Below are 26,210 nucleotides of genomic sequence, written 5' to 3' on the forward strand. Positions count from 1 at the left end.
GGGAACGCTTTTCTCCCCGCCGTCGTAACTTCGAAATATGGAGATACCATTGGTTCCACTGCAAACCGCCGGCACTGCCCTGTTGCTCGTCGGTGCTCTCGTCCTCGTTCTCGTCGTTGCTGCGCTGTTGAGCGCGATCGAGATCGTCGACGCCTACGAGAAACGCGCCCTCACAGTCTTCGGTGAGTACCGCAAGCTCCTGGAGCCGGGGATCAACTTCGTCCCGCCGTTCGTCTCGAACACCTACCGATTCGACATGCGAACACAGACGTTAGACGTCCCCCGACAGGAAGCGATCACGCGGGACAACTCGCCGGTGACCGCCGACGCCGTCGTCTACATCAAGGTGATGGACGCCAAGAAGGCCTTTTTGCAGGTCGACGACTACAAACGCGCTGTCTCGAATCTCGCCCAGACCACGCTGCGTGCTGTGCTGGGTGACATGGAACTCGACGACACGCTGAACAAGCGTCAAGAAATCAACGCCCGCATCCGCCAGGAACTCGACGAACCCACCGACGAGTGGGGCATCCGCGTCGAGTCCGTCGAGGTCCGCGAGGTCAACCCCTCGAAGGACGTCCAGCGCGCGATGGAACAACAGACCTCCGCCGAGCGGAAACGCCGTGCCATGATTCTCGAGGCACAGGGTGAACGCCGCAGTGCCGTCGAGAAAGCGGAAGGTGACAAACAGAGCGAGATCATCCGCGCCCAGGGTGAGAAACAGAGCCAGATCCTCGAGGCCCAGGGTGACGCGATTTCGACCGTTCTGCGTGCGCGCTCGGCCGAGTCGATGGGCGAACGCGCCGTCATCGACAAGGGCATGGAGACGCTGGCCGACATCGGGCAGGGCGAATCGACGACGTTCGTCATGCCCCAGGAACTCACCTCACTGGTCGGCCGCTACGGCAAACACCTCTCTGGCAGCGACGTCGAAGGAGACGGCGCGGAACTCGAGAGCCGCGAGTTCGACGAGGAGACGCGTGAACTGATCGGACTCGACGACATCGCCGAGATCATCGGCGAGATCGATCAGGAGGCGGATATGGACGTCGAGGCGATGGAACAGGAGGCCCAGGCCATCAAAGAAGGGAAAGATCCCGCGGAGATCTCCGATCCTGACGAGGTCATCGAGGAGATGGATCAGGAGTTCCCGGGTCAGACCGATGGCGGGACCGACGGTCCGGTTGACGACGCGGACGACGCGAGCGAGTGATCGACCACGTCACGCCGTGACCAGCTGTCCCGTGTTCCCGGTCCGTGCGTCTCCCCTCGCTTGGATCGGTTCGCACTGCTCCGTTCTCGCCGCTGTCTCGTGCTCTCGTTGATCCTCTACAGTGGATTACCGCCAGTAGTGACGGTGTATGCCCGACTCGAGAGTCTGCCCTCCCTCCCCAACGTTGTCCGTGTCTAACGCCGGTGCGGAGACGCTGGCTCCCGATCCGATCGGCGGTTCAACATCTCTTACCGAAACGTCCATGCGACGAAATCAGTCACTTTCAGTGAACAAAGCGGAGCGAAACCGGTTTTACGCGGCGGCCCGTGCTGGACTATAGGTATCGAAATGACATCGCCCGATGGGGTCGACGACGAGAAACGAGCGACCCTGCGCCGGTTTGCCGCTATCGGTGCTGCCTCGCCGCTGATTGGCCGCTCGAGTTCATCGACGGCGAAGATGGGGGAAAGCGAGGCCCGCGATGCGATCGCGGGCTATCTCTCGACGACACCCGGGGCACACTTCTCGAAGATCCGTGACGATCTGCAACTTGGCACCGGCGAAACGCAACATCATCTGCGCCAACTCGAGGACGCGGGCGTCATCGAGCGCTATCGCGACGGCGACTACAAGCGATTCGTCACGGCCGGCCGATTCGACGAGTTCGAGAAACGAGCGCTTGGCTATCTCCGACGGGAGACCCCGCGCGGTATGCTGATCGAACTCCTGTCGAATCCCGACGCCACCGCCGGCGACCTCGCCGAGGCGCTGGACGTGTCGGCCCCGACGGTGAGCAAGTACGCCGGCCAACTCGAGGACGCCGGCCTCCTCTCGCGGGACGACGGTTACGCCGTCGAGCGCCCGGAGACGGTGTTGATACTGGTCGTCGGCCACGCCGACTCCTTTGGTGATCGGGCACGATCCCTCGCCCGCAACGCGGATCAGTTACTCGACTACCGTGGGTAAGCCGTTGTTAGCAGCCGGTAAGATCGACTTACAACACTGGCTCGTCGATGACCGACAGCACCTCGGTCACCGACTCGAGTTCGTAGGTCGCGTTCGGTGGACACTCGCGCCCGCGGTTGTGTGATCGCCGGAGGAACGCGGTCTCGAGGCCCGCTGCCTGTCCGGCGACGATGTCTTTCGGGGAGTCGCCGACGTAGAGCCCATCCGAGACACCAAGCTCGGCAAGTGCATCCTCGAGATAGTAGGGATCCGGCTTGCGACGTTCGTAGCCCTTGAGCGTGGGCTCGCGCCCGCGGACGATGTCGAAGTCGATTCCGACGTACTCGGCGACGAATTCGGCGGTCTCGTAGCGATTGTTGGTAACGAGTCCGGTCGTGGTTCGGTCGCTTAGGTCACGAATCGCGTCTACGTCATCGTAGATCCCACGCTCACCTGACCGAAGGCGGTCGTGGGTGCCACTCGAGGCGTGTGTCTCCTTCAGTTTCCAGAACCGCGCCGGATCGATCCCGAGGTCCTCGCAGTGTGTCCGAATCCGTTCGACGTCGTGATTTCTGAAATCGCGGCGCTGTGACGGCGTCGGCTCGGCGTCGAGTTCGGCGAGAGCCGCGTCGGAAGCGTCAGCGTACACCTGCGGATCGGTCCGTGGTCCCTCGAGGAGAACCCCGTCCATGTCGAACAGTACCGTCGTCATCTATCCGGAGAGATGAGGTGTAGCGAAAAGAGGGTTTGGCGTTGCTGGTCGCTAGACGTTCGCGACCGAAACGATCGGTAAAAACGAGCTGAAATGGCACCGGGTGCCGGGGTGGCGTTAAACGTCGACTTTCCAGGTGGTACTCGAGGAATACCCCCACTTCTCGATTTCGACGTCGTAGTCGCCCTCCTGCAGGGCGGTGATGTTCGACCCGACCTCTTTCGCCGTCATCCCGAGTTCCTTGCCGATGAGGCGGGATTTGAAGTACGTCTTCGTCGCCGCATTGTTCCGGAGGTACTCCAGAATCCGCTGTTGTTTGCTCGTGAGGTCAGGGGCCATTGCAGTGCTCATACACAGATGAATACCAGGAACGGTCTTAGGGGGTTTGGTACGCACAGTTAACTGGCCGCCGTCGTGCGATTTCACCACCGAGTAAGAGACGAATAATCGGTCGGAAAGCTTTCGTTGGTACGGCCGGTTAAACCATTCGCAACGCTGACACTCAGCTGGTCGTGATAGTTCCCGGCCGGTGAGCGAATCGATATCACGACCGTCACGCGACATCAGTCGTCGCTGTCGTAATACGCCGTCAGGAAGGGACCGATCGAACACGCAACTGCCTCGCCGAGCGCCTGCGTTCGGTCGGTCAGTCCAGCCGTCAGCGCACCTGCGGCCCCTTCGGATTCGGCGAGGCCGTCAGTTCCGAGCAGATCGTCCATCACTGGTCCCAGTTCCGCACCGGCTTCGACCTGCTCGGCGACACCGTCGGGGAGCCGAAGCGTCGGACCACTACCGCGCTCCGTTCGCGTGCCGTCGGTGACGGCTCCCCACATGATCAACGAGAGTCCAGGGACGCCCTCGAGTCGCGTAACCCCTCCCTCGAGCCCAACTCCGTAGTCGGCGTCGGTCGCTGCGAGCGCTCGCCGGGCGCGGGTTTCGGCACCGGTGACGGTTTCTTCGATCGACCACGGCTGTTCGCGTACCCCGGAGTCGACGTCGACGGCGATGACGGTCGGCTCGTATGACTCGAGGGTTCGCTCGACTGCATCGATCTTGACCGGGTTCGTACTCCCGACTGCAAGCTTCATAGCGGCCGTTTGGACGGCGGGCAGTTGGTGGCTCCGGTTCGAACCGATACTATGCTTTAATGTTTCTATTTATCATACTCTTTTGCCCGAATTACCCCTTTTCGAGGGGTATCTGGCTGAGATTTCGAAACCCTTATCCCTCGAGTGTCTGAACGTGGGAGGTAACGGATCCGTCCGGGCTTTTGCGATCGGTTCGGCCGGGCAGCACTCGCCATCGTATGACTAACGCACCATCGAACACGAGAGTACGACGTAGCGAACCCAAAACGAACGAACAGGAGACCGAAACCGAGGACGAGGACCTGGTCTGTCCCGAATGTGCCGGCCAGCTCGTCGTCGACGACGAACACGGCGAGACGGTCTGTGAAGACTGTGGGCTGGTCGTCGAGGAGGACTCGGTCGACCGCGGTCCAGAGTGGCGTGCGTTCGACGCCGCCGAGAAAAACGAGAAGTCCCGCGTGGGTGCGCCCACGACCAACACGATGCACGACAAGGGACTCTCCACGAACATCGACTGGCGCAACAAAGACGCCTACGGCAACTCGCTTGGCTCGCGCCAGCGCGAGAAGATGCAGCGCCTGCGCAAGTGGAACGAGCGCTTCCGCACGCGTGACTCCAAGGAACGCAACCTGAAACAGGCACTCGGTGAGATCGACCGGATGGCCTCCGCACTCGGCCTCCCCACGAACGTCCGCGAGACGGCGTCTGTCATCTACCGGCGCGCACTCGACGAGGACCTGCTGCCGGGACGCTCGATCGAGGGCGTCTCGACGGCCTGTGTCTACGCCGCCGCCCGACAGGCCGGCGTCCCCCGGAGCCTCGACGAGATTGCCGACGTCTCCCGCGTCGAGAAAAACGAGATCGCGCGCACCTACCGATACGTGGTCCGCGAACTCGGGCTTGAGGTCCAGCCGGCCGACCCCGAGAGCTACGTCCCTCGCTTTGCCTCGGGTCTCGAACTCTCGGACGAAGCCGAACACCGCGCGCGCTCGCTTCTCCAGAACGCCAAGGAGAAGGGCGTTCACTCGGGTAAATCGCCGGTCGGACTCGCGGCCGCCGCGGTCTACGCCGCCGCGCTGTTGACCAACGAAAAGACCACGCAGGCTGCCGTCTCCGACGTTGCAGACATCTCCGAAGTCACCATCCGCAACCGGTATCACGAGCTCCTCGAGGCCGAGGAGACCATCGGGATGGCGTAATCGCGGCCATCGAACGACACGTCGCCGGAACGATACCGTTTTTATCGCGCTCGGTCCCAGTCGGTAGCAATGGGACTTGATTTCGACTCGTTTGTACTCACAGCAGCGACGGCAGACCTCTCGGACGAACCGGCGGCCCGCGAGCACGCCGATGCGGTCGAATTCCGAATGGACCTCGCTGACGAGCCGCTCGTAGCGCTCGAGGCCTACGACGGCGAGTTGCCGATCCTCGCGACGAATCGGGCCGAATGGGAAGGTGGGGAAGCAAGTAATGAGGGCCGACTCGAGGCGCTGGCCGACGCGACCGCGTTTGAGGCTGTCGCAGCGATCGACGTCGAACTCGAGTCGATTTTGGATGGGGACGCTGATGAGTTGCTCGAGACGGCTCGCGAGCGCGACGTGTCGATCGTCGCGTCGGCCCACGACTTCGAGGGGACGCCGCCCCGGAAGGAGCTAGTGCGGACGCTGACGGAGGCGGGCAAGTACGCCGACGTGGCGAAGCTGGCGGTGACTGCGGAATCGAAGGCCGATACGCTCGCGTTGCTGTCGGCGACCGAGCAGTTGACCTCGCATGGAGACACCGTCGCGACAATGGCGATGGGCGAAGTGGGGAGTCACACACGTGCGGTCGCGCCGGTGTACGGATCGAAGATTGGGTATGCACCTGTTGATCCTGCAGACGCCACTGCGCCGGGGCAGTACGACCTCGAGACACTCGCGGAGCTCGTGGCACACCTCGAGTGATCTGAAAAACAGCCGAAATCGGAATGTTAAGGGCAGCGGTCCCCCACTAGCCGACAATGACATGGCTCCGCGCGATCCTCGCTGCCGGTCTGTCGGTGATCCTGCCCGGTGCAGGTCACGTCCTCTCTCGTGACTGGCTTCGCGCTGCCGCTTTCGCTGGCCTGTTCCTCGCTGCGAGTGCCTTCCTGCTCCCGATCGAGCAACTCGCGGCCGCCGAGCCGGCGAGTTACGACGAGGCCATCGCACAGGCGACCGCCATGGCCGAGGACGTCGATCCAATGGCACAGTTTTCCCTCTCGTTTATCGCCCTGTTTGCCACGATCGACGCGGCCTTTCGGGCACTCGGCTATCCGTCCGGCGGCGACGACAACGCAGACGGGACGACCTGTCCCGAATGTGGGAAAGACGTCGATCCGGACCTCGAGTTCTGTCACTGGTGTACGACGCGACTCGAGTCCGACGCGCCCGAGTCGGAGACAGACAACTGATACGGTCTGGTGTCCCGATGTCACGGTGGGACCGCAGGACGGGTCGCGGGTACACCGGAACTGACTGACAGCAGACCGTATGAGGGAGAGTCGAACCGTTACTTCTCGATAATACTCTCGTCGACGGCCTCGCCGAAGTGCCGGGCCGTATCCTCGTAGTACAGCAGTATCTCGTCGCCGGCTTCCAGCTCCGTCACTGCCTTGCGACCCTCTTTAGCGGCGACTTTGATCGTCTCGGCGTTCTGGAGTAGCGTCTCGACCCGGTCGCCGTTTTCGGTCTCGAGGGCGACCCGGAACATCGGCCGCTGTTCGATCTTGACGCGACCGACGATGGCCTCGCGGGTGTTGCCGTTGGTGTCAACGACCTGTACCTCGTCACCGCTTTGCAGTCCCGCGAGGTATTTCGTCCCGCCGTCGGGCGTGCGGATGTAGGCGTGAACCGCACCCGCGTTGACCCGGAAGGGACGCGAGGCGACGTACGGCGATTCGGCCGTTTCCGCGTGAACGAAGACCAGCCCGCGGCTCATCGAGCCGACGAGCATCCCCTCGTCGTGCTCGAGGAGGTTGCCGGTGTCGACACAGACCCGGTCGGCGCTGCCCGCGCGCTCGACGTCGAGGACTTCGGCGTACTCGAGGTCGAGACTCTCGCGGGCGGCCTCGTCGCGGACCTCGACCGTCTTGCGGATCTCGTCGGGGTCGTCCGAGTCGAGCAAGACGGCGTCGGAGCCGATCTCGAGGGTTTCGAAGGCCGTCTTCGCTTCCTCGGCGCTGGTGACGCCCGCGACGAGGTCGGTCTCCTCGCCGATACGGGCGATCAAGTTCTCGAGTGGGATGATCGTCCAGTCCTCGCCGACGACGATCGTGTAGTCGGCTTCCTCGGCGGCGGTCTCGGCGAAGTGCTCGTACTCCTTGCCGAGAATTCGGACGTACGCGCCGCGATCGAGGTCGCCGTCGCGGCGCAGCGTCGAGAGGTCCGCTGAGCCCGAAAAGTCCTCCGGCAGGTCGATCGTCGCGTCACCCTCGCCGTCTTTGCCGACGACGATGGCGTCGGCCTGTGTGGACGGGTTGTCGTCGTCGCTCTCGGCGTCGTCGATGTCGTCGACCAGCGTTACGTCGCCGTCGGTTCGGAACGCCGCGACGTTGATGTCGCCGAGTTCGCGGACGCGCTCGACATCGTCTTCGTCGACCAGTACCCAGTCTGCACCCGCCTCGAGCGCGGCGGTAATCCGTGCCCGGCGGTCGTCCCAGTCGCCGACGGTGTCGTCGGCTTTTACCCAAACAGTTCGCGTCATAAATCGACCCTCGAAGGGGACCGGCTTGAACGTGGCGAATCGGGCAGGTGCGATGGGTACCCGCCCGGGACCAGGGATGCAAGACACGCCAGCAGGCACACTGCGGTCGACACAGTCGCTCCGTCACAGCCGAGCGGAAACTGACACTATTTCAGATAGTAACGAAAGTACCGATACTTTCTCCAAAGTTGATAATATCTGATCGGTCGACCGATACGATATGGGTCAGCGCCACCTCGAGATGCCCACCGAACTGACGATCGACTGTGCCGCCCACCGACTCGAGGTGGATGCTGCGGCCACAGTCGCGCGAGCAGCCTTCGAGCATGCAGGCGAGATGGCAACCCTCGAGTACGGACGTTCGGCTGCCGTCCTGGGTGCCGTCCGACTCGCCGCCCGTCGCACCGGCGTCGGTGAACCCGACCGCGACCGGATCGCGGCGACGTTCGATGTCGATCCGGAGCGTGTCGTCCACGCCGACGAGTTGTTGGCGACGTATTTGAGCCCGCCTGCCGATGCCGACGAGATCCGCTCGCTCCGGCGGACGCTCATCGTGGCCCAGGAGGTCCTGGCCGCGGTCGAGCGTGGCCGCAGCGCTGGCCCCGAGCTTCCGGGCTCGCACCTCGCTGACGCCGCGCCCTTCCTGCTCGCCCGCGCGAGCAGCCACCTCGACTCCCGCACCGACTGCGAGTACCCGGGGCTCGACGCGGCGGCACTTCGTGACCACATCGACCGACTCGAGGCCGACCTCGAGCTCGCTCGGCTGGGCACGAAACTCTACGGACTTGTCTATACTGAGAACTAAGCGGGCCGCTTATCGGATGTAGTTGGCCTCGTCGCCGAGTTTGTGTCGGAACGCCCGGTAGGCGTTTTCGCCGCGCTCGGTCAACTCGACGACGCGCCGACGGCCGACGGACTCGATCGTGACGTAGCCGTCTTCGACCAGCGGCTCGAGGACGTGGGTATCGAGCACGCGGAACGCGCCCTTGTCCTCGCCGGCGCGCTCGTCGGGTGCGCGACGGTCGGCCATAAACGAGAGGTTTTGCGCTCGCGCATACTCGATGAGGTCTTTCTTCTTGGGTGGGGTCGTCCGGTCGTCGTGGTACCCCTCCCACGCGTCGGGATCGGCGAGAAACTCCATGATTGCGACCTGATCGCGCGTCGGCGACTCGATCGGGTAGGTCGGAATGCCTTCGATTTCGTCGACCCCGAAGGAGCTGGGTTCGGTCGTCCCGTCGTGGGCATACGTCGATGGATCGACGTAATAGGCGTGAGCGTCCGTCGAGACGTCCATACACGCGATCGTCGCGCCGATCGCTGGGATCGTCCCCGCGCCGGAGACGTTGACGTACACCTGATCCTCGGCGTGTTTCGCGGCGATCGTCGTCACGTCTCCGAGGACCGCATAGACGTCCGTCAGATCGCATTTCCAGGTCCGAACCTCGGGGACGATCGACTCGAGTTCCTCGTACAACGCGTCGTGATACTCCGCCGTCGCCGTCGCATTCCGCTCGGCGTGGCCGTCGCTGTGCTCTTCTCGTCGGTCGTCCGCTGTGCCCCCGTGACTCGCGCCCTCGTCCTCGAGCAGGTAGACCAGATCCGCTCGCTGGTCGCGAATCGGCTCGAGGATCCGATCGAACTCGTAGCCAAGCGGGACGACGTGGACGCGCTTGACGACTTCCATACTCCGAGAGGCGTGTCAGGAAAAATAACGGCTCCGGAATCGCCGATGTAACTCGAGTCGGCCCCGACCGATCACTGGCACGGTTCGGCCATCCCTCCTCTCTACGAGGCGTTCAAGATGGTCTCGATAGTGTGGCGGTAGTAGCGACGCGTTCACAGAGTCGGCGAAACGTTGAGAGTGCTCGCTCCCCTACACCAGCATAGATGGCCGCCTACGACGCGATCTGTTTCGATCTCGACAGTACGCTCTGTGAGCCGACCCAGGATGCCGCCGCCGTGCTCGAGTCGACGTTCGAGCGGGCCGGTCACGAGCAGTTCTGTACGCCGGCAGCGCTTCGGGCTGCAGTCCCCGACCTGCCGACCGCCGAGACGGATCGCGAGTTCTACGAACACCTCTTCGCCGAAGTCGCAGCCCGATCTGGTGTCGAGACAGAGATCGCACCGACACTCGCCGCGGAGTATCTCGAGGTTCGGGATCCAACCGCTGTCGAGTTCCGCCCCGGCGCACAAACCGCACTCGAGCATGCCCGCGATCGAGGACAGGTCGGCCTCATCACGAACGGTGGTCGGCCGACACAGACACAGAAGCTCCGGACGCTCGGCATCGAGGACGCCTTCGACGTGCGGGTCTTTACGGAGCCAAGCGCCGGCATCCATCCCAAACCAAGCACGGCACCGTTCGAACACGCGCTAACCGAACTCGAGGTCGCCCCCGACGCGGCGATCCACGTCGGTGACTCACTCCACGCCGACATCGCGGGCGCAAACGCGATGGGGCTCGATTCGGCCTGGCTCGATCTCGGCCGCAACGACGGCCCCGGCGATCACGCGCCGACCTACGAACTCGCGTCGCTCGAGGGGCTCGAGACGATCGTCTGAGCGACTGGCCTGGGTTAGTTTTCGGGCAAGAGATCCGTATGGACCAGCGCGCGGTACTGCGTATCGGTTCCCTCCTCGAGACGCTTGAGCAGCGCCGCCGCATCCGTGAAGCTCTCGGGGAGTTCGAACGGGTCACTGTCGTCTTCGTCGCGTTGTTTACAGAACTGGACGAACGCCAGCAGGTTCTCGTGGGCACCGATGCGGGCGTAGACGACGCCGATGTCTTGGTCGACCGCCTCCTGCCAGGTCTCGATAATCGGTTCGACCGCCTGCCGGGGTTTGCGCAGTTGCTCGGCCAGTTCCGTCGCATCGACGCCGCCCTCACCGACCAGTCCGTCGAAGACCGACTGGAGGTCGTTGCTAGCGTCTGCAAGCGGCGCATCCGCTTCGGCCTCAACAAGCTCGGCGAACGCCGCCACTTCATCGCGCCGGACCGCGACGGGATAGACGAAGTCGTGTGTCTCCTTCGGGAGCGTGTACGATTGCCCTTCGATGCCCTGCTCCCCAGGGCTCGTCTTTCCCAGCATTAGATCGAGTATTCCCATACCCGAAACAGGTGTCGTGAGGCGAATAAGTGTTCCGCGGTCAACTCGATACGTCTTCGATTATGATCAGTCTTCGGTGGGAACTCGAGGTGCTGTCGACGATCGAAACGGGCTGGCTCGTGCCATCGTGCTACCAGTCGTCGCCGAGTGCCGCCTTCGCGCCGCCGTAGCCGCTTGCAGTCGTCCACGTCCGGCCGCTTTTGGTGTGTTCGACCTCGTAGGCTCCGCCGCAGCCACCACAACGGTACTGGTCGGGCGCTTTCACCGGCTTCGATGCCCGGTGGCGCTTCGCACACCAGTCACAGCTACCCGCGAGACACCGAAGGACGTACCGCGGCTCCGCGAACGCATCGCAATAGCGTGGGGCCGCGAGCGCCGCGGCGCGCTCGCGAAACCGCGACCCGTGCCCGGACTCGCCGAACTGCTGGAACTCCCAGGCGTGGACGAGTTCGTGGCGAACAACCCCTGCGAACGCGGGCCACTCGTAGCGCTCGTAGGCCCGTCGCGCAAGGACGATCGTCGCCACCTCGCGATCGGCATGCCACTGACACACACCAGCTCGGCGGCGCGCTCGCGCTGATACCTCCCACTCGAGGGCTCCGAGGTCGACCGCCAGCTCGTGTTCGCCCACGACCTCGCGGGCGTGAATCCGCGCACGGGCGACGATTTCGTCTGCAAGCGTGTGTTCCTCGCCGTCGGTCACGGACTCGAGAAGGGAGACTGGTTCCGAAATTCTTCCGGTAGGTCGACCACTCCGGACGGTCGATGGCCCAGCCGTCGACAAGTTAGTAACTTGGCCGAGTTATTTTGTTAAGATTGCTAGTCTAAACGCCGCCTAATAGCAGCTGAATTAATAAACGGAACACTCTGAGTTCGAACTACGATGAGTCACAATGAGTCGGCGCACACCCACGACGACTCACACGACGGTCACGATCACGACCACGGTGGACACGGGCACGGACACGGCCACGGTGGCGAGTCGACCAGCAGTCGCAAACTCGCCGCCGTCTCACTGATCAACGTCGTCGGCTTCCTCGTTGAACTCGCCGGCGGACTGGCGTTTGGATCGGTTGCGCTCATCAGCGACGCCGTCCACATGCTGTTCGACGCGCTCGCGTACGTGATGGCTTTCGCCGCCTCCTACGTCGCCGAACACTACGGCGAAGATGAGCGCTGGTCGTACGGCCTCCACCGCCTCGAGCCGTTTGCTGCCTTCCTCAACGGCCTGTTGCTCCTGCCAATGGTCGCCTTCATCCTCTGGGAGTCCTCTCAGCGATTCTTCGAACCCATCGCCATCGGGACTGGGCCGACGATCGCCATCGCGGCGGGTGGACTGCTGGTCAACATCGGCTCGGTCTACGTGCTCCACGGTGACGCGATGAGCCTCAACGAGAAGGGTGCGTTCTACCATCTGCTGGGCGACGCCGGCGGCTCGGTCGCCGTCATCGTCTCCGTAGTGGCGATCGAACTGACCGGGATCCGTGTCATCGATCCGATCACCGCAGCGCTGATCGCCGTCGTCGTGGCCTGGTCGGCAGCCACGGTGTTGCGCGGCAGCGGCGAGATCTTCTTCCTCAAAACGCCCCTCGAGAGCGACGAGATTCGGTCGCATATCCGCAAGATCGACGGCGTCGAGGCGGTCGACGATTTCCATGCCTGGCAGATCTGCAGTCAGATCACGGTTGCGACGGTCCACGTCGAAACGGACGTCGAGACGATGCTCGAAGCGGAGTCGGTCACACGCCGGGTCCACGACGAACTCGCCGGCCACGGCGTCGATCACGCCACCGTCGAACTCTCGCCGCACTACGACGACCGCGACGTTCATCTGGATACGCACTGTCACTGAGCGATCCGGTGGTCGGGCGACAGCACGTCTCGAGTGATCAGTCACCCCGACTTTTATCGTCTCGAACCAGTTCGATAGTTCATGGCAACTGACACCATGTCGTCCGCACGGAAGCTCGCGGACGCGATCCGACGCGGCGAGCGATCCTCGCTGGAACTCGTCGAAACCGTCCTCGAGCGGATCGAGACGACTCGCGACCTGAACGCCTACGTGACAGTCATCGCGGAGTCTGCCCGAGAGCGCGCCCGCGAAGCCGACCGCGCGGCAGCGGCCGGCAAGGATCTCGGCCCACTGCATGGGGTTCCGGTCGCGATTAAGGACCTCCGGGATCGAAAAGCGGGCGTTCGGAACACGATGGGGCTGGCTCCGCTGTCCGATCACGTCGCCACCACGGACTCGATCACCGTCGAGCGACTCGAGGCGGCCGGTGCGGTGATCGTCGGCACCACCAACACGCCGGCGCTCGCCCACACGATCAAGACCGACAACCGTCTCGTCGGCGCGACGGCGACGCCGTTCGATCTCGAGCGGTCGGCCGGCGGCTCCTCCGGTGGCTCCGCGGCGGCTGTCGCGGCCGGCCTCACGACGTTTGCTACCGGCTCGGACATCGGCGGCTCTCTCCGGGTGCCGGCCTCGTGCTGTCACGTCATTGGCCTCAAACCCACCTTGGGGCGCGTACCGGCCGATTCCCGGCTCGATTCTTTTGGCACACACACGCCGTTCATGGTTGGCGGTCCGATCGGGCGGTCGACCGAAGACGTCGCGCTTGCGTTCGATATCCTCTCGGGACAGGACGACCGTGATCCGCTCAGCGTGCCGGACGGTGACGACGTGCTCCCGGCGACGGATCGGCCGGCAGACGACCTCTCCGTCGGGTACAGTCCGAATCTGGACTTACAGCCCGTCGATCCAATTGTCCGCACGATCGTCAGTGACGCCGTCGACGACCTCGCAGCTGCGGGCGTGGCCGTCGACCACGTCGACGTTTCGCTTCCGGCCTCCGAGACGCTCCGCTCGGCGTACTACACGCAGGTCGGTGGCTACTTCGCCGCGCTCGCGGCTCGAGTCGAGGAGCGGTTCGGGATCGACCTCGAGACTGCCGACGTCGAAGAGACCCTTCTGTCGACGATCGCGCTGGCAGACGACACGAGCGCGGTCGACGAACGGCTCGCGAACGGCCCTCGAACGCAGGTCTACGACGCGATCGAGGACGCGCTAGCCGGCCACGACGCGCTCGTGACGCCGACGCTGACGGTACCTCCCTACGGGAAGCGGCTGGCCGACCGGTATCCGACGACGATCGACGGGCAGGCCGTCGACGGAATCCCGACCGACGCGATGCTCACCTGGGTGTTCAACCTGACCGGCCATCCGGTCGCGTCGGTCCCCGCAGGCCTTACAGACGATGGCCTGCCGGTCGGGCTGCAGATCGTCGGTCGCCGGTACGCGGAGGCGGACGTGCTCGCGGTTGCTGCGGCCCTCGAGCGGGCGCGGCCGTGGACGGCGCACTATCCACGTTACTGATACTGTCGGATAGAAGTCAATACGAAGTCGGTCGCGGATTCGCGGCCGTCACCGGTGGAGACGGCTGCAGCAGCGCGACCGATCTTCACGTCGTTCTGTCCGGCAGTATGAACGGCGGTCCAAAACGGACCGAGTAGAGAGCCTGACGGGAAAATCAGTTGCTCAGGCCTCGAGTGCGAGTCCAGCTTCGGCCAGCGCGTCCTCAGTCGAGAGATCGTCGTGGACGACGCCGGCGACTGCGCGGGCGATCGCTTCGGGGTCTTCGTGCTGGAAGATCGAGCGGCCCATCGAGACACCAGCACCGCCGGCGTCCATCACGCCGCGGACCATCTCGATGGTCTCGCGGTCGGACCCTTTCGAGCCGCCGGCGATGACCACCGGCAGCCGGGTCGACTCGACGACGTGCTGGAAGCTGTCGGCGTCGCCGCTGTAGCCCGTTTTGACGATGTCGGCACCCAGTTCTTCGGCGAGACGAACAGCGTGGCCGAGCGCTTCGGGGTCTTCGGGGTCGACGCCCGGGCCGCGAGCGTAGGCCATCGCGAGGACCGGCATGCCGAAGCGGTCTGCTTTCTCGGTGACCTCCGAGAGCTGGGTGAGCTGGTCGGGTTCGTGATCCGAGCCAACGTTGATGTGGAAGGAGACGGCATCGGCACCGGCACGGATCGCCTCCTCGACGGTGCCGGTCATACGCTTGTCGTTCTCGTCGGGGCCGATCGTCGTCGAGCCATTGAGATGGACGATGTAGCCCTTGCCGTTCTTGTTGTCGTGGACGCGCGGCGCGATCCCTTTCTGTGTGAGAACCGCGTCGGCACCACCGCTGGTGACGCCATCGATTGTCGATTCGATATCCTTCAGTCCCTGAACGGCACCGATTGTGATGCCGTGGTCCATTGGGACGATTACGTACGATCCGTCTGTCCCGATTCGATCGAGTCGTGCGTCAGTTCCGACAGTCATTGCGGGAGTGTAGCAAGCTTGCAGTTATGGCTGTTCTGGTTCCGGTGCCACTTCGTCGGTCTCAGCGCCGCGGCGTGCGCCGCGTTTGAGCTCCGCGGCTTTGGCCTCGAGCGCGTCGGCTGCGTCGCCCGGATCGTCGCTCGAGGCGATCAGATCGATGAGTGCGCTGCCGACGATGACGCCGTCCGCGCCGGCCTCGATGATCTCGGCGGCGTGGTCGCCCTCGCTGACACCGAAACCGACCGCCTTGGGGACATCGTACGCCGAGAGCCGAGAGAGGCTGTCGTGGGTTTCCCCTGACACGTTCGCGCGCGCACCCGTCGTTCCGAGCCGGGCCTGCACGTAGGCAAAGCCCGACACCTGGGACATGATCGTCTCGAGGCGCTCGCCCTCGGTCGTCGGCGCGACGATGAAGACGAGATCGAGCCCGTGCTCGTCACAGGCCGCACGGAGTGGCTCGGATTCCTCGGCAGGCAGGTCGGGGACGATGATCCCCGAGAGGCCAGCTTCGGCGGCTCGCTCCACGAACGGCCTGACATCTGGCTCGGAGCCATATTGGAGGATCATGTTGTAGTAGGTCATCACCAGCAGCGGTGCCTCGGTTTCGAGGTCGTCGACCAGCTCGAAAAAGCCCGCGGGGGTCGTGCCGGCATCGAGCGCGCGGTTGATCGCGGCCTGAATCGTCGGTCCCTCGGCGATCGGCTCCGAAAACGGCAGGCCGAGTTCGATCAGATCAGCGCCGCCGCGATCGAGCGCTTCGACGTACTCCTTGGTGGCCTCGAGCGACGGATCGCCTGCAGTAATGTAGGTAATGAGGGCAGGATGGTTCTCGCGGATGGCGGCTTCAATGTCGCTCTCGATCGATGTCTCGTCGCTCACTGGTCGAACACCTCCACTTCGGGCGCGGCCGCGAGGTCACGTTTCTCAGTTTCCTCGAGCACCGTCTCTAGGTCCTTGTCACCACGGCCGGAGACGTTGACGACGACGAGATCGCCGAGGTCTTCGTGGGCCTCTTCAAGGAATCCGAGGGCGTGACTCGACTCGAGTGCGGGGATGATTCCCTCGAGTCGCGAGAGCCGGTGGAAGCCGTTGAGCGCGTCCTCGTCGTCGACGCTGGCCGGCGTGACGCGACCCGTCTCGACCAAATGGGACAGTTCCGGACCGACGCCGGCATAATCGAGTCCCGCGCTGACGCTGTGGGACTCCATGATCTGTCCCTCCGTACTCTGGAGGAGCTTCGTCATCGCGCCGTGGAGGACGCCGTCGGTACCCGTCGACAGCGTCGCGGAGTTGGGCGCGAGGCCTTCGGCTTCGTCGATCTCGAGGCTCGAACCGCCAGCCTCAACGGCGTACAGGTCCACATCGTCGTCGGGGACGAACGCGTGGAAGGTTCCCATCGTGTTCGAGCCGCCACCGGCGCAGGCGACGACGCTGTCTGGCAGGCGGCCGGCCTGCTCTTGAACCTGTTTCCGGGCTTCCGTGCCGATGACCGACTGGAAGTCCCGGACCATCTTCGGGAACGGGTGTGGACCGACGACCGAGCCGATCACGTAGTGCGTTCGCTCGACGGTGGTGGCCCAGTCGCGCATCGTCTCGTTGATCGCTTCTTTCAAGGTGCCGCTGCCGGCCTCGACCGGATTCACCTCGGCCCCGTTCATCCGCATCCGGTAGACGTTGGGCCGCTGGCGATTGACGTCGGTCCGGCCCATGTAGATCTCACAGGGCATGTCGAGGTGGGCGGCGGCCATCGCCGTCGCGGTGCCATGTTGGCCCGCACCGGTTTCGGCGATGATCCGTTCTTTGCCCATGTACTTCGCGAGCAGCACCTGTCCGAGCGCGTTGTTCAGCTTGTGAGCCCCGCCGTGGAGCAGGTCCTCGCGCTTGAGGTAGATCTCGCGGTCGTAGCGCTCGCTCAGCCGATCCGCACGCTGGAGCGGGGTCGGTCGCCCGCCGAACTCACGCATTCGCTCGCGGAATTCGTCCATGAAGCCGTCCTCGTTTTCGAGGACGTAGCGTTCGTAGGCGTCCTCGAGTTCTTGAACGGCTGGCATCAGCGCCTCGGGGACGTACTGGCCGCCGTAGTCGCCGAACGTTCCCGTTCGACTGTTCTCTCCGTCGCGTTCGCGTTCCGTGCTCATATCTGGGTGTCTCCGTCGTAGTCGCTCATGTCGTCTCCGTCTCGGTCGCAGCGTCCGATTCTGCCCGCACCAGTCGCCGCGTGTTCTCGGTCACGTCGCTGTCGCCCGCGCCGTGGTCCATGATGGCGCTGCCGACGAGCAACGCGTCGGCACCCGCCTCGCGCATCCGTCGCACGTCGGCCGGCGACGAGATTCCGCTCTCGGCGATCAGTGTCACGTCATCCGGTACCTCGGGTGCCACTGACTCGAAGGTTTCGAGGTCCACCTCGAGTCGGGCCAGATCGCGGTTGTTCACGCCGATAATTTCGGCCCCTGCCTCGAGGGCGGTCTCGAGTTCATCGCGGTCGTGGACCTCGACCAGCGGCTGAAACCCGCGCTCGCGGGCGGCAGCGACGAGTCCCTCGAGGTCGTCGACGAATCGCGCGATTAGCAACAGAAGGTCGGCCTCGACGACGTCCATCCCGGCTTCGTCGAGAACGAAGTCCTTGCGCAAGACGGGGACATCGACGGCTTCCCGAATCCGTGCCAGTGCCTCGGGCGAGCCGCCGAAATGTGTCGGCTCGGTGAGCACCGACAGCGCCGTCGCGCCACCATCGACCATCGCCTGCGCCAACTCGACTGGGTCGTCGTCTCGCGTCCCGTCGGCCGTCGGGCTCGTCGGTTTTACCTCCGCGATCACTGGGACTCGCCCCGCGGCCTCGGCGTCGGCCAGCGCGTCGGGCACCGAGCGTGCGTCGACAGAAACGACGCCCTCACCACCCGACCGCTCCCGTGCCGCCTCGAGAATCGACTGCACCGCGGGAGCGAGCTCCGTATCGGAGTTCATTATTGTACATCGACGTACTCATATGTACATAAGGCTTGCGCCATCGTGACGCAATCGGGGATCTCACGAGTTCGTAGTCGGCAGGATTGACACGCTCGAACCTGACGAGTTTTGGAGAACAGAAGGACGGGTGGGATACGGGTGGGGTCGCTACCGAAGCTGGTACGAGTCGCTCTTGTCGTCTAACTCATCCAGGAGGAGCACTTCGTCTTCCTCGTCCTCGAGTCGGTCCTGGAGCTCGGTGACGTAGCCTTTGTACTCGTCGAGTTGTTCCCGAAGGTGCTCGGCCTCGAGTTCCAGCCGCTCGTGTTCGCGGATGAACCGCTTTGGCACTTCGACGGTTGGCGGGAACGAGACCTCGTCGTCATCGCTCGTGCGGGCCTCGAGATCGGCTTCGGGGACGACTTCGACCTGGCCGTCGTGTTCGACGAGCTGGTCGACGTAGTCTCGGAAGACCGCAGACAGCGAGATGTCACGCTCGGCGGCGATCTCTTGTAGTGCCTCGAACGCGTCCTCGTTGACCCGAAACGAGATGGTCTTGTTCTTGTTCCCCATCGATGTCCCTAGTCGTCGTTCACGACACTTAACCATTTGTCAGACGGTGGAAAACGGGGCGACTCGAGTCCGGTGGTAGCCGCGTTAGACCGTCGCTTCCGTGTCGTCGACGTCGCCGACGGTCTCTAAGCTCTCGAGTGCCTGAATCACGTCGTTGCGGTAGTTGACGACCGGCGAGTCGTACTGCTCGCGGGCCATCTGGGCGTACTCGTTTGTCGGAGCGGTCGAGGCGCTTTCGGGTGCCTCCTGTTCGCTCTCCCACGCTTCGAACGCCTCGATGCGGTCGAGCGTGCGTTCTGCGGTTTCGACGACCCAGCGGTCGCGCGTCTCGTCGTCGACGACCGAGATCGATTCGGGTCGCAGCGAGACGTTGATGGTGCCGTCGTCGGTCTCGTAGGTGCGGGGTTTGCCGACAATGGAGACGTACGCCGGCGGCTCCGTCTCTCGCAGCACCGAGGCGGCCTCGGGCTGGTACTGGCCGGCGTAGACGAAGAACGTCCCTGTCGGGTCGACGACTCGGCCACGCCAGTATTCGCTTTCCTCGCCGACGTCTTCGGTTTCGGTCAAGGTCCCGGAAACGAACACGCGGTTCGCGCGATCGCCCGTTGGGAGCAACGCGTAGTTTGGCGCGCGCTCGTCGTCGCTCTCTTTGAAGGCGTACGTCGAATCGTTGAATTCCGATGCGAAGACGCGGCGGGCGACTTCGCGGGTGAGTTCAGACTGGCTCATGTTACATCGACCTCGCTTTGATCAGCAGTTCCTCTGGATCCGCTGGCCCGCCGAGTTCCTCGACGTCGTCAGCTAAGACGTACCGACCGAACGTCGGCCCCTCGATGCGGTAGTAGGTGCCGACGATGTCCTCGCGGATCTCATCGGCGACGATGGTCGTGTCCAGCGCGTCCATCGCCATCTCTTTTGCTTCCTCGAGACTGAGCCCGGTCAACTCCTCGGTGGCGTCCTTGTCGAAGATGACTTCGTGGGCGTCGATGCCGTCGTCGACGACGGCCTTGATCCGGAGGTCGAACTCGCCTTCGACCTCGCCGTGTTCGTTACAGCGCCCGTTCTGGAGGACGCGGGTGCAGTCCTCTTCCGGGCAGCGCTTGATGAGGCCGCTGCCGCGTTGCATGTCGACCAGTGCGCCTTCGACCTCGCTGGTGTCGTTGCCGACCTCTATGTCCTCGTCGAGTTCCTCGATTACCGTCGTCGAGTTGAGTTTGACCGAGTACCGGCCCTGGTACTCGTCGGTGACGACGTTGCGGAGTTCGTAGACGCCGCCTTCCTCGAGCGCCGGGAGTTCTGATTTCGCCCACTTGGTGAACTTGATCGTCCCTGTCGGGTCGCCCAGCAGGCCGACCTGTGCGACCGAGTCACTCCGTGGGTCCCAGAGTTCGATGACCTTCGCGGTGAGGTCGATCCATTCCTCGGGCTCGTCGACGTCCTCGATGTTGGCCGCCTCGCTGTCGCCACCCGAGATGTCCTCACGCTCTAAGCCAGCTTCCTCGAGGTAGTGATTCGTGACGCTCCGGCGTGCCTCGTCTATCGGCACTTTGTACTCGTCGACGAGCGTCGTCAGACGTTCTTCGACGTCCTCGATGTCGACGTCTATGTGGTCCGAAAACTGCGCGTGTATGTCGTCCGCGTGCTGTCGTACGTCGCTCATAGTGTCTCGCCTCCTCTTTGGTTTCACTGGGAGGCATACCGCTGTTCGCGCCCCATCGTATTTAAACTGAGGGGAGCGGAGTGAAAGTGAACTGTAGCGAAAGAAACCGCCAGCGGGCGTCGCGGGGCGTCTCGAGACGGTGATCGTCACCCGTCGAGACACCGATTCGTCCTACTGCTCTGTGACCACGAGTGCGGCCTCGAGCGCATTGCCGATCGTCTCCGTGCCAGCGTCGTCGACGGCGACCAGCGGCGGGCGGACCTCGTCGGAAGGAATGACGCCGCGTTCGGCCAGTGCCGTCTTCGTCGCCGGGGCGAAATCGTGGGTCGTACACGCGTCGAACAGCGGTGCGATCGCGTCCCGCTGAAGTTCCCGACCGCGCTCGTCGTCAGCGCGTTCGAATGCCGCCCGCAGTACCTCGGGGACGACGTTCGACAGGGCGTTGATTCCGCCATCGGCACCCATCCGGAGCGCCGGGACTAACAGGGCGTCATACCCCTGCAGACACAGGAATTCCTCGGGTGTCCTTTCGAGCACCGAGAGGAAATATTCGAGGTCGCCGCTCGAGTCTTTGATTCCGACGACCCTGTCACGTTCGGCGACGGCGGCGACGGTCTCAGGTTCGATACGCTGGCCCGTACACTGCGGGATGTTATACAACAGGACGGGCAGCGATGCCTCGTCGATGATGGCCTCGAAGAACCGCTGGTTGCCCGCGGGCGCGTTCGCGGTCGTGAAGTACGGCGCGACGATCGCGGCGGCGTCGGCACCCGCGTCGGCAGCGCGGTCGATCGCCGCAACCGTCTCACCGACGCTCGTCGCGCCGGCACCCGCAATAACCGGAACCTCGGCGTGGTCGACGGTCGTTTCGACGACGCGGCGGTGCTCGTCGGCCGTCAAACTCGGATACTCGCCGGTCGTCCCACAGGGAAAGACGGCGTCGATGCCGCCGTCCTGGAGGTGTGCAAGCACGTCGACGAGTGCCGATTCGTCGATCGATCCGGCGTCGAACGGCGTCACCATTGGACAGGTAATCCCCTGCAGCGCGTCGCGAAGTGCCATGTCCGTGTGCGACGTGCGACCACGCCAAAACCGTTGCCATCGGTGACCCACGACCACGACGGGGAGCTGTGGTGTGACCGCCGCGTCGATCCGTCCGACAGTATATGTGTCCGGCAGTCGAACGAACGCATATGGCGGATCGGCGTCGGCTCGAGCGATTCGTGCGCTCGACGCTGCAGGGCGCAGGCGAGCAGTTCGAGGAGCTTCGCAGATCGACCGACGAGCAACTCGAGGAGGCCCGCGAGGCATACGAAATGGCGAAACACGCACGTCAGTTGCCGACCGATGAGGCGGGACGGGCGAAAATCGTCTGTCGGCGCTACGCCCAACAGCGGGCGGCGAAGCTCGACGACGAGTACCGACCGGCCTGTTATGAGGCGGGCCACCCTGACTGTGAGGGGTGTGCAGAAGACGTCCGCAACGGCCGAATCGAGACCTGGTGAGATGGACCGTCCCGTCGTCGCCTGCGTGCTGGCCGGCGGGATCGGGAGTCGACTCTATCCTGCGAGCCGACGTGACCGACCCAAGCAGTTGCGGTCGCTCGTCGGCGAGCGCTCGTTGCTTGCACGGACGATGGACCGAACGGCGTTTGCCGACGAACAGTACGTCCTGACCCGCGAGTCGGTTGCCGACATAGTCTCCGAGCACGCACCAAAAGCGGGCGTGCTGGTCGAACCGGCCGGGAAAGATACCGGGCCGGCGCTGGTCTATGCGGCCTGGCGGCTCCGCAAGCAGTTCGACACAGAGCCGGTCTTGGTCTGTCTCCCCAGTGACCACTACGTTGCCGACGACGCGGCGTTCACAACACGGCTCGAGCGCGCCGCCGAAATCGCCGTCGAAACAGGCGGGCTGGTCACGGTCGGCGTCGAACCGACGCGGCCGTCGCCGGGCTATGGATACATCGTCCCCACCGACGGACTCGAGGCCGACACCGACACCGACACCGACGACTACGCAGCCGTCGCGCAGTTCACCGAGAAACCCGACCGCGAACACGCACGCGAACTCATCGAGGCCGGCGCGTACTGGAACGCTGGCGTCTTCGCCTGGACGCCCAGTGCCCTGTTGGCCGCGGCGCGAAACTCACCGCTCGCGCCGCTGGCCGAGTCACTCGCAGCTGGCGACCCTCGCGGTGGCTTCGAGGCTGTCGAAGCCAGCAGCGTGGATTGCGCGATCATGGAGCGCGCGACGAACGTCTTCGTGACGCCGCTATCGGTCGACTGGGACGACCTCGGGACGTGGGACGCGGTTGGCCGGATCCTCGAGCGAGCGGGCGACGAGTCGAACGACGTCGTCGCAGGCAGGGTTCTTGCGATCGACGCTACGGAAAACGTCGTCGCTGCACCCGACGCCCACGTCTCGCTGCTCGAGGTCGACGATCTCATCGTGACGGCGTTCGAGAATCGAATCCTTATCGCTCCGCGGGACGCATCGCAGCGAGTGCGCGATGTGGTTGATCGCTTGCGCCATCGGGACGCCTTCTAACACGTCTGACAACCTGTCACACGCCGGCTACGCTCGAGTAGTTTCACTGACTGCTGTTTGGCAATAAAAAATCGAATTCAGAATTCGTTCGCGGTTATTAGGCTAGCTTGGCCTCGGTGTCACCGTTTGACGGCCACAGCGCCCAGATGAGGACCGCAACGATGAGTGCCAGTCCCAGTACGCCCGTCTCCACGACGGACAGCCTGACACCGAACCACGAGAGCACCGTTCGCAACTCGACGATCAGTGGCGTCAAAAACGCCATGATGACGAGGAGTCCGCCCTTCGAGATACGCATACTAGAGCATCACCCCACGCACGGACTCGAGGACGAGGCTCGGGTCGGCAACGACGCTTGGCTTCCAGGGGTCGATGCCGGGGCCGAACAGCCCACCGGCGTCGATGATGCTCGCAAGCGGGAGCGAGTAGGCGATGATCACGAGGACGACGGCGATCGAGGTCCAGAGCTTGAGGTTATCGATGATCACCGGCGCGTCCTCGGGGCCCGAGAGCGTGCCAGCATAGGTGTTGTCCGGAATCGAATCGCTGGTGGAGCCACCGATGGTGGTCAGGACCATGTTCGTGATGAACAGGTACACCGAGAGGGTCAGCAACGCCGCGCCCAGAGCGACCTGTGCGTCGATCTCAGCGACGGTCCCGACGGCGGGATCGAAGCTAAAGCCCTGATACTGCGGCTCGGCAGTCCGGCGAGGCATCCCGAACAGCCCGGCCCGGTGCATCGCGTTCGACATGAAGGTCATGCCGATAAACCACAGCACGACCTGGACCAACCCGAGCGAGCGGTTCCAGATCTCTTTGCCGGTCAGTTGCGGCATGAACCAGTAGGACGCCGCCATGAAGGTCAACGCGACGGCGGTGCCGACGGTGAGGTGGAAGTGACCGACGACCCACCAGGAGTTGTGGACGAGGTAGTTGATGTTCAGGCCGGCGTTGATCATGCCGGAGAAGCCACCTGCGGCGAACATCAGCCCTGCAAGCGCCATCCCGGTAAACGCCGGGTCGCGCCATGGAAGTGCCTTGAGCCAGCTGAGGTAACCTTCACCGCCGCGCTGGCGCGCACCGTGTTCCATACTGGCGACGACGGTAAACGCGGTCAGCAGGCTCGGCAACAGCAGGAACATCGTGTTCGTCATCGCGATGAACTTGAACCCTTCCGCGATGCCGGGGTCCAGATACTGGTGGTGGATCCCGACTGGCGTCGACAGGATCAGGAACAGCACGAAGACGACACGTGCGAGCGGATCGCTGAACAGCTTGCCACCGGAGAGCTTCGGCAGCATGGTGTACCACAGCATGTACGCCGGCATCAGCCAGAAGTACACGACTGGGTGGCCGAAGAACCAGAACAGCGTCCGGGTCAACAGCGGGTTAACGGAGTCGATGATGCCCAGCGACCACGGGAGCAGGAACGCGAGGATCGAGATGGCGACACCGATCGAGCTGAGATACCAGAACAGCATCGTCGTCAACGCCATGAACGTCGGCAGCGGGATCCGCTCGTCGGGGTTGTCCTTCTTCCAGGCCCACCATGTCCGGAACCAGTCGAAGCCGGCGAGCCAGGACCCGACGACGAACAGGACTAAGCCCACATAAAACGCCGGATGGGCCTGAAACGGCGAATAAAACGTATACAGGACGTCGGCGTTCATCGGAATCTGGTCGACGACGCCGCCGAGGATCGAGACGCCGACTAGGAGCGTTCCGATCATCATCAGGGCGTACCAGCCCCACGTAAAGCGGATGTTTTTGACACCGCGATCGAGGCTAGTCGTTACTGCCCAGGTGAAGATCCCCACGAGGAAGAAGATCGTGAACGTGATCACCAGCAAGACGCCGTGGGCTGTCAACACGGTGTAGTAGTCCTGCGATGGGATGAACCGCAAGACGTTCGTTCGGTGCAGGCCCTGGATGAGCCCGAGCGTCCCGCCGATCGTCAGCGCGAGGAAGGAACTCCAGAGTATAGCTCTGATTACGCGTGCCTCCTTCGGGAACTGGTCGATGTAGGCGTTACGCATCGCCATCACCTCCTTCGGTCGCGTTGGTGACCGTGAGGGTATCGCTTTCCTCGTGGCCGTCGACGGTCACCGTCCAGTCGTGATCGCCTGTTCCAAGGTCAGTCGTGTCGACCGCGAACTCGACGGTTTCGCTGCCGTGTGCGGGCACTGTGACGTCTTGCTCGAGTGACTGCTGATCGCCGATATCGAGGGTTGCGGTCGTTTCGAGGTCGTAGTTCATATCGTTGCTGACAGTGGTGTTGATCGTCGTCTGGTTGCCGAGCTGGGCTTCGCCGGGGGCCTCGGTCGACAGCTCGGTCAGATCGAACTCGTCTTGCGGAACAACGTTCAGTTTCCCTTCCATCGTGTGGTGGTATGCACCACAGTACTCGTTGCAGAGAATGCCGTACTCGCCGGGTTCGTCGAACTCGACGGTCATCTCTGAGATCTGTCCAGGGACGACCATCGTGTTCATGTTCGTCCCGGCGACAGTGTAGCTGTGTGTCACGTCTCGGCTCGTCACGTAAAACGTCACGGTGCTGTTCGCCGGCACCGTGATCTCGCTTGGCGTGTACGTCCACGCCTGAGCGACGACGGCCGCCTCGTATTCGTTGCCACCGACGTGTGTGACACCGGGGTCGCTGAACCGCTCGTCGTCGTTGATCGTGTCCGGATCGATGGACCCACCATCGTCGTCGATCATCGCGATGCCAGGACCGACTGCCCCGTACGTGACCGTCGCGATGAAACCAACGATTAACACCATCGACACGGCCAGCCAGGTCTTTTCGTAGGTGTGAATGTTCATGCAAGCCCCACCACCGTCAACAGCACCCCGGTGACGGTCGGTCCGTTACCGAGGAACTCGATGAAGTACATGAATATCCACAGCGCCACCAGTATGAGAAAGTAAATCCCAACTAGGATCGCTGTTCCGATCGGATCGTACTCGTCGTGATCGAGTTCACGAACCTGATCGGTCTCATCCGTGGGATGCTTCCCATCCACCCCTTTTTCGATAGCCGAACTCATACGGAGTGGTAGGGAAAGGGGATGACTTACTGCCAGTCATCGTTCCCGGCCACTGGGAATGGGTTGGGGAATTAAGCTATCGACCGCCAAATGCATGTGTATGAGCCTCGAGACACTCCAACCCCGGCACGCGGCAGCTGTCGGGTTGCTTGCGTTAATCCCGCTTATCGTCTATGCAATCACGGACTCGGTATTCGCCGGTGGCGTCAGCGTGCTCAACACGTGCCTCATCTACGGCTCGCTGTATCTCGCCATGTCACCGGTCGAGACGTCCCACGGCCACCATGGTGACGGCAGCAGCACCCTCGGCTAACGC

Annotated in this window: 31 protein-coding genes; 12 read left to right on the top strand and 19 right to left on the bottom strand. The window is 63.6% G+C overall.

What is annotated here, in order from left to right; genetic code table 11:
• Positions 1-37: 37 nt before the first annotated feature.
• A complete protein-coding gene (locus BDK88_RS06170; protein ID WP_130499620.1) occupies positions 38-1,213 on the top strand; it encodes an SPFH domain-containing protein in 1,176 nt (391 codons plus the stop codon).
• Between the two features lie 348 nt (positions 1,214-1,561).
• Positions 1,562-2,179: a winged helix-turn-helix transcriptional regulator gene (locus BDK88_RS06175; RefSeq protein ID WP_008008983.1), complete on the top strand. Its 618-nt coding sequence runs from the start codon at positions 1,562-1,564 to the stop codon at positions 2,177-2,179.
• A 28-nt stretch (positions 2,180-2,207) separates the two neighbouring features.
• On the opposite strand, the gene BDK88_RS06180 is transcribed toward BDK88_RS06175, so the two are convergent.
• The 3 genes from BDK88_RS06180 to yjjX form a co-directional block, all read right to left on the bottom strand.
• Entirely contained in the window at positions 2,208-2,870 is a 663-nt protein-coding gene (locus BDK88_RS06180; protein ID WP_130499621.1) for an HAD family hydrolase, read from the bottom strand.
• A gap of 117 nt (positions 2,871-2,987) precedes the next feature.
• Complete coding sequence (locus BDK88_RS06185) at positions 2,988-3,209, bottom strand: DUF7123 family protein (protein WP_049911526.1); 222 nt, start codon at positions 3,207-3,209, stop codon at positions 2,988-2,990.
• 224 nt (positions 3,210-3,433) lie between these two features.
• The gene (gene yjjX / locus BDK88_RS06190; protein ID WP_130499622.1) at positions 3,434-3,958 is read right to left on the bottom strand and encodes an inosine/xanthosine triphosphatase; all 525 of its coding nucleotides are present in this window, start codon (positions 3,956-3,958) and stop codon (positions 3,434-3,436) included.
• Between the two features lie 218 nt (positions 3,959-4,176).
• On the opposite strand from yjjX, the gene BDK88_RS06195 reads away from it, so the two are divergent.
• The 3 genes from BDK88_RS06195 (at position 4,177) to BDK88_RS06205 (ending at position 6,389) form a co-directional block, all read left to right on the top strand.
• Positions 4,177-5,157 (top strand): transcription initiation factor IIB, encoded by a 981-nt coding sequence (locus BDK88_RS06195; RefSeq protein ID WP_130499623.1) that lies wholly within the window; start codon positions 4,177-4,179, stop codon positions 5,155-5,157.
• 69 nt (positions 5,158-5,226) lie between these two features.
• Entirely contained in the window at positions 5,227-5,901 is a 675-nt protein-coding gene (locus tag BDK88_RS06200; protein WP_130499624.1) for a type I 3-dehydroquinate dehydratase, read from the top strand.
• 56 nt (positions 5,902-5,957) lie between these two features.
• Positions 5,958-6,389 (top strand): zinc ribbon domain-containing protein, encoded by a 432-nt coding sequence (locus BDK88_RS06205; RefSeq protein WP_130499625.1) that lies wholly within the window; start codon positions 5,958-5,960, stop codon positions 6,387-6,389.
• Positions 6,390-6,487: 98 nt separating this feature from the next.
• Here BDK88_RS06205 and BDK88_RS06210 read toward each other — a convergent pair whose 3' ends face one another.
• On the bottom strand, positions 6,488-7,681 hold the full coding sequence (locus tag BDK88_RS06210; protein ID WP_130499626.1) for a 3-dehydroquinate synthase II: 1,194 nt from the start codon (positions 7,679-7,681) through the stop codon (positions 6,488-6,490).
• Positions 7,682-7,901: 220 nt separating this feature from the next.
• Here BDK88_RS06210 and BDK88_RS06215 point away from each other — a divergent pair, with 220 nt between their 5' ends.
• The gene (locus tag BDK88_RS06215) at positions 7,902-8,486 is read left to right on the top strand and encodes a hypothetical protein (RefSeq protein ID WP_130499627.1); all 585 of its coding nucleotides are present in this window, start codon (positions 7,902-7,904) and stop codon (positions 8,484-8,486) included.
• A gap of 9 nt (positions 8,487-8,495) precedes the next feature.
• Here the strand turns inward: BDK88_RS06215 and BDK88_RS06220 are convergent, their stop codons facing one another.
• On the bottom strand, positions 8,496-9,365 hold the full coding sequence (locus BDK88_RS06220) for an HFX_2341 family transcriptional regulator domain-containing protein (protein ID WP_130499628.1): 870 nt from the start codon (positions 9,363-9,365) through the stop codon (positions 8,496-8,498).
• A gap of 203 nt (positions 9,366-9,568) precedes the next feature.
• Between BDK88_RS06220 and BDK88_RS06225 the strand changes: the two genes are divergently transcribed.
• The gene (locus tag BDK88_RS06225) at positions 9,569-10,243 is read left to right on the top strand and encodes an HAD family hydrolase (RefSeq protein WP_130499629.1); all 675 of its coding nucleotides are present in this window, start codon (positions 9,569-9,571) and stop codon (positions 10,241-10,243) included.
• 14 nt (positions 10,244-10,257) lie between these two features.
• Here BDK88_RS06225 and BDK88_RS06230 read toward each other — a convergent pair whose 3' ends face one another.
• Positions 10,258-10,788, bottom strand: coding sequence for a hypothetical protein (locus tag BDK88_RS06230; protein ID WP_130499630.1), 531 nt, complete (start codon positions 10,786-10,788; stop codon positions 10,258-10,260).
• Between the two features lie 130 nt (positions 10,789-10,918).
• The gene (locus tag BDK88_RS06235) at positions 10,919-11,491 is read right to left on the bottom strand and encodes a SprT family zinc-dependent metalloprotease (protein WP_130499631.1); all 573 of its coding nucleotides are present in this window, start codon (positions 11,489-11,491) and stop codon (positions 10,919-10,921) included.
• 180 nt (positions 11,492-11,671) lie between these two features.
• Between BDK88_RS06235 and BDK88_RS06240 the strand changes: the two genes are divergently transcribed.
• Entirely contained in the window at positions 11,672-12,640 is a 969-nt protein-coding gene (locus tag BDK88_RS06240) for a cation diffusion facilitator family transporter (protein WP_130499632.1), read from the top strand.
• Positions 12,641-12,721: 81 nt separating this feature from the next.
• The gene (locus tag BDK88_RS06245; RefSeq protein WP_130499633.1) at positions 12,722-14,164 is read left to right on the top strand and encodes an amidase; all 1,443 of its coding nucleotides are present in this window, start codon (positions 12,722-12,724) and stop codon (positions 14,162-14,164) included.
• A 162-nt stretch (positions 14,165-14,326) separates the two neighbouring features.
• Here the strand turns inward: BDK88_RS06245 and BDK88_RS06250 are convergent, their stop codons facing one another.
• The 8 genes from BDK88_RS06250 to BDK88_RS06285 all read right to left on the bottom strand — a co-directional run bounded on the left by BDK88_RS06250 (position 14,327) and on the right by BDK88_RS06285 (position 21,362).
• Positions 14,327-15,121: a 2-amino-3,7-dideoxy-D-threo-hept-6-ulosonate synthase gene (locus tag BDK88_RS06250; protein WP_130499634.1), complete on the bottom strand. Its 795-nt coding sequence runs from the start codon at positions 15,119-15,121 to the stop codon at positions 14,327-14,329.
• Between the two features lie 24 nt (positions 15,122-15,145).
• Complete coding sequence (trpA, locus tag BDK88_RS06255) at positions 15,146-16,000, bottom strand: tryptophan synthase subunit alpha (protein ID WP_130499635.1); 855 nt, start codon at positions 15,998-16,000, stop codon at positions 15,146-15,148.
• On the bottom strand, positions 15,997-17,259 hold the full coding sequence (gene trpB / locus BDK88_RS06260) for a tryptophan synthase subunit beta (RefSeq protein WP_130499636.1): 1,263 nt from the start codon (positions 17,257-17,259) through the stop codon (positions 15,997-15,999). The genes trpA and trpB overlap by 4 nt, the downstream gene beginning before the upstream one ends.
• Positions 17,260-17,284: 25 nt before the next feature.
• Positions 17,285-18,085, bottom strand: coding sequence for an indole-3-glycerol phosphate synthase (gene trpC / locus BDK88_RS06265; RefSeq protein ID WP_130499637.1), 801 nt, complete (start codon positions 18,083-18,085; stop codon positions 17,285-17,287).
• 150 nt (positions 18,086-18,235) lie between these two features.
• On the bottom strand, positions 18,236-18,640 hold the full coding sequence (locus tag BDK88_RS06270) for a ribbon-helix-helix protein, CopG family (RefSeq protein WP_130499638.1): 405 nt from the start codon (positions 18,638-18,640) through the stop codon (positions 18,236-18,238).
• Positions 18,641-18,724: 84 nt separating this feature from the next.
• Entirely contained in the window at positions 18,725-19,369 is a 645-nt protein-coding gene (locus BDK88_RS06275) for an RPA family protein (RefSeq protein ID WP_130499639.1), read from the bottom strand.
• Position 19,370: 1 nt separating this feature from the next.
• The gene (locus BDK88_RS06280; RefSeq protein ID WP_130499640.1) at positions 19,371-20,300 is read right to left on the bottom strand and encodes a replication factor A; all 930 of its coding nucleotides are present in this window, start codon (positions 20,298-20,300) and stop codon (positions 19,371-19,373) included.
• A 171-nt stretch (positions 20,301-20,471) separates the two neighbouring features.
• Positions 20,472-21,362: a dihydrodipicolinate synthase family protein gene (locus BDK88_RS06285; protein WP_130499641.1), complete on the bottom strand. Its 891-nt coding sequence runs from the start codon at positions 21,360-21,362 to the stop codon at positions 20,472-20,474.
• A gap of 131 nt (positions 21,363-21,493) precedes the next feature.
• Here BDK88_RS06285 and BDK88_RS06290 point away from each other — a divergent pair, with 131 nt between their 5' ends.
• Together BDK88_RS06290 and BDK88_RS06295 are read left to right on the top strand one after the other, a co-directional pair.
• A complete protein-coding gene (locus BDK88_RS06290; protein WP_008009022.1) occupies positions 21,494-21,805 on the top strand; it encodes a DUF7091 family protein in 312 nt (103 codons plus the stop codon).
• 1 nt (position 21,806) lies between these two features.
• Positions 21,807-22,847, top strand: a complete 1,041-nt coding sequence (locus BDK88_RS06295; RefSeq protein ID WP_130499642.1) for a mannose-1-phosphate guanylyltransferase — start codon at positions 21,807-21,809, stop codon at positions 22,845-22,847.
• Between the two features lie 97 nt (positions 22,848-22,944).
• On the opposite strand, the gene BDK88_RS06300 is transcribed toward BDK88_RS06295, so the two are convergent.
• The 4 genes from BDK88_RS06300 to BDK88_RS06315 are packed head-to-tail and all read right to left on the bottom strand — an operon-like array spanning position 22,945 to position 25,894.
• Positions 22,945-23,145 carry a CbaC protein gene (locus BDK88_RS06300; protein ID WP_130499643.1) on the bottom strand — a complete coding sequence of 67 codons (201 nt, stop codon included), beginning with the start codon at positions 23,143-23,145 and terminating at the stop codon, positions 22,945-22,947.
• A 1-nt stretch (position 23,146) separates the two neighbouring features.
• Positions 23,147-24,889 carry a b(o/a)3-type cytochrome-c oxidase subunit 1 gene (locus BDK88_RS06305; protein WP_130499644.1) on the bottom strand — a complete coding sequence of 581 codons (1,743 nt, stop codon included), beginning with the start codon at positions 24,887-24,889 and terminating at the stop codon, positions 23,147-23,149.
• A complete protein-coding gene (locus BDK88_RS06310; RefSeq protein ID WP_130499645.1) occupies positions 24,876-25,670 on the bottom strand; it encodes a cytochrome c oxidase subunit II in 795 nt (264 codons plus the stop codon). The genes BDK88_RS06305 and BDK88_RS06310 overlap by 14 nt, the downstream gene beginning before the upstream one ends.
• Positions 25,667-25,894, bottom strand: coding sequence for a hypothetical protein (locus BDK88_RS06315; protein WP_092934137.1), 228 nt, complete (start codon positions 25,892-25,894; stop codon positions 25,667-25,669). The genes BDK88_RS06310 and BDK88_RS06315 overlap by 4 nt, the downstream gene beginning before the upstream one ends.
• Positions 25,895-25,994: 100 nt before the next feature.
• Here BDK88_RS06315 and BDK88_RS06320 point away from each other — a divergent pair, with 100 nt between their 5' ends.
• Positions 25,995-26,207, top strand: a complete 213-nt coding sequence (locus BDK88_RS06320) for a cytochrome-ba3 oxidase subunit (RefSeq protein ID WP_130499646.1) — start codon at positions 25,995-25,997, stop codon at positions 26,205-26,207.
• Positions 26,208-26,210: the final 3 nt, after the last annotated feature.

The sequence above is a fragment of the Natrinema hispanicum genome (genome assembly GCF_004217335.1).
In the GTDB taxonomy this organism is placed as follows: domain Archaea; phylum Halobacteriota; class Halobacteria; order Halobacteriales; family Natrialbaceae; genus Natrinema; species Natrinema hispanicum.

Bases quoted from the DNA above. Each gene is read 5' to 3' on its own strand.
- BDK88_RS06170 (WP_130499620.1), top strand. From the start codon at position 38: ATGGAGATACCATTGGTTCCACTGCAAACCGCCGGCACTGCCCTGTTG.
- BDK88_RS06175 (WP_008008983.1), top strand. From the start codon at position 1,562: ATGACATCGCCCGATGGGGTCGACGACGAGAAACGAGCGACCCTGCGC.
- BDK88_RS06180 (WP_130499621.1), bottom strand. From the start codon at position 2,870: ATGACGACGGTACTGTTCGACATGGACGGGGTTCTCCTCGAGGGACCA.
- BDK88_RS06185 (WP_049911526.1), bottom strand. From the start codon at position 3,209: ATGGCCCCTGACCTCACGAGCAAACAACAGCGGATTCTGGAGTACCTC.
- yjjX (WP_130499622.1), bottom strand. From the start codon at position 3,958: ATGAAGCTTGCAGTCGGGAGTACGAACCCGGTCAAGATCGATGCAGTC.
- BDK88_RS06195 (WP_130499623.1), top strand. From the start codon at position 4,177: ATGACTAACGCACCATCGAACACGAGAGTACGACGTAGCGAACCCAAA.
- BDK88_RS06200 (WP_130499624.1), top strand. From the start codon at position 5,227: ATGGGACTTGATTTCGACTCGTTTGTACTCACAGCAGCGACGGCAGAC.
- BDK88_RS06205 (WP_130499625.1), top strand. From the start codon at position 5,958: ATGACATGGCTCCGCGCGATCCTCGCTGCCGGTCTGTCGGTGATCCTG.
- BDK88_RS06210 (WP_130499626.1), bottom strand. From the start codon at position 7,681: ATGACGCGAACTGTTTGGGTAAAAGCCGACGACACCGTCGGCGACTGG.
- BDK88_RS06215 (WP_130499627.1), top strand. From the start codon at position 7,902: ATGGGTCAGCGCCACCTCGAGATGCCCACCGAACTGACGATCGACTGT.
- BDK88_RS06220 (WP_130499628.1), bottom strand. From the start codon at position 9,365: ATGGAAGTCGTCAAGCGCGTCCACGTCGTCCCGCTTGGCTACGAGTTC.
- BDK88_RS06225 (WP_130499629.1), top strand. From the start codon at position 9,569: ATGGCCGCCTACGACGCGATCTGTTTCGATCTCGACAGTACGCTCTGT.
- BDK88_RS06230 (WP_130499630.1), bottom strand. From the start codon at position 10,788: ATGGGAATACTCGATCTAATGCTGGGAAAGACGAGCCCTGGGGAGCAG.
- BDK88_RS06240 (WP_130499632.1), top strand. From the start codon at position 11,672: ATGAGTCACAATGAGTCGGCGCACACCCACGACGACTCACACGACGGT.
- BDK88_RS06245 (WP_130499633.1), top strand. From the start codon at position 12,722: ATGGCAACTGACACCATGTCGTCCGCACGGAAGCTCGCGGACGCGATC.
- BDK88_RS06250 (WP_130499634.1), bottom strand. From the start codon at position 15,121: ATGACTGTCGGAACTGACGCACGACTCGATCGAATCGGGACAGACGGA.
- trpB (WP_130499636.1), bottom strand. From the start codon at position 17,259: ATGAGCACGGAACGCGAACGCGACGGAGAGAACAGTCGAACGGGAACG.
- trpC (WP_130499637.1), bottom strand. From the start codon at position 18,085: ATGAACTCCGATACGGAGCTCGCTCCCGCGGTGCAGTCGATTCTCGAG.
- BDK88_RS06270 (WP_130499638.1), bottom strand. From the start codon at position 18,640: ATGGGGAACAAGAACAAGACCATCTCGTTTCGGGTCAACGAGGACGCG.
- BDK88_RS06275 (WP_130499639.1), bottom strand. From the start codon at position 19,369: ATGAGCCAGTCTGAACTCACCCGCGAAGTCGCCCGCCGCGTCTTCGCA.
- BDK88_RS06280 (WP_130499640.1), bottom strand. From the start codon at position 20,300: ATGAGCGACGTACGACAGCACGCGGACGACATACACGCGCAGTTTTCG.
- BDK88_RS06285 (WP_130499641.1), bottom strand. From the start codon at position 21,362: ATGGCACTTCGCGACGCGCTGCAGGGGATTACCTGTCCAATGGTGACG.
- BDK88_RS06290 (WP_008009022.1), top strand. From the start codon at position 21,494: ATGGCGGATCGGCGTCGGCTCGAGCGATTCGTGCGCTCGACGCTGCAG.
- BDK88_RS06295 (WP_130499642.1), top strand. From the start codon at position 21,807: ATGGACCGTCCCGTCGTCGCCTGCGTGCTGGCCGGCGGGATCGGGAGT.
- BDK88_RS06300 (WP_130499643.1), bottom strand. From the start codon at position 23,145: ATGCGTATCTCGAAGGGCGGACTCCTCGTCATCATGGCGTTTTTGACG.
- BDK88_RS06305 (WP_130499644.1), bottom strand. From the start codon at position 24,889: ATGGCGATGCGTAACGCCTACATCGACCAGTTCCCGAAGGAGGCACGC.
- BDK88_RS06310 (WP_130499645.1), bottom strand. From the start codon at position 25,670: ATGAACATTCACACCTACGAAAAGACCTGGCTGGCCGTGTCGATGGTG.
- BDK88_RS06315 (WP_092934137.1), bottom strand. From the start codon at position 25,894: ATGAGTTCGGCTATCGAAAAAGGGGTGGATGGGAAGCATCCCACGGAT.
- BDK88_RS06320 (WP_130499646.1), top strand. From the start codon at position 25,995: ATGAGCCTCGAGACACTCCAACCCCGGCACGCGGCAGCTGTCGGGTTG.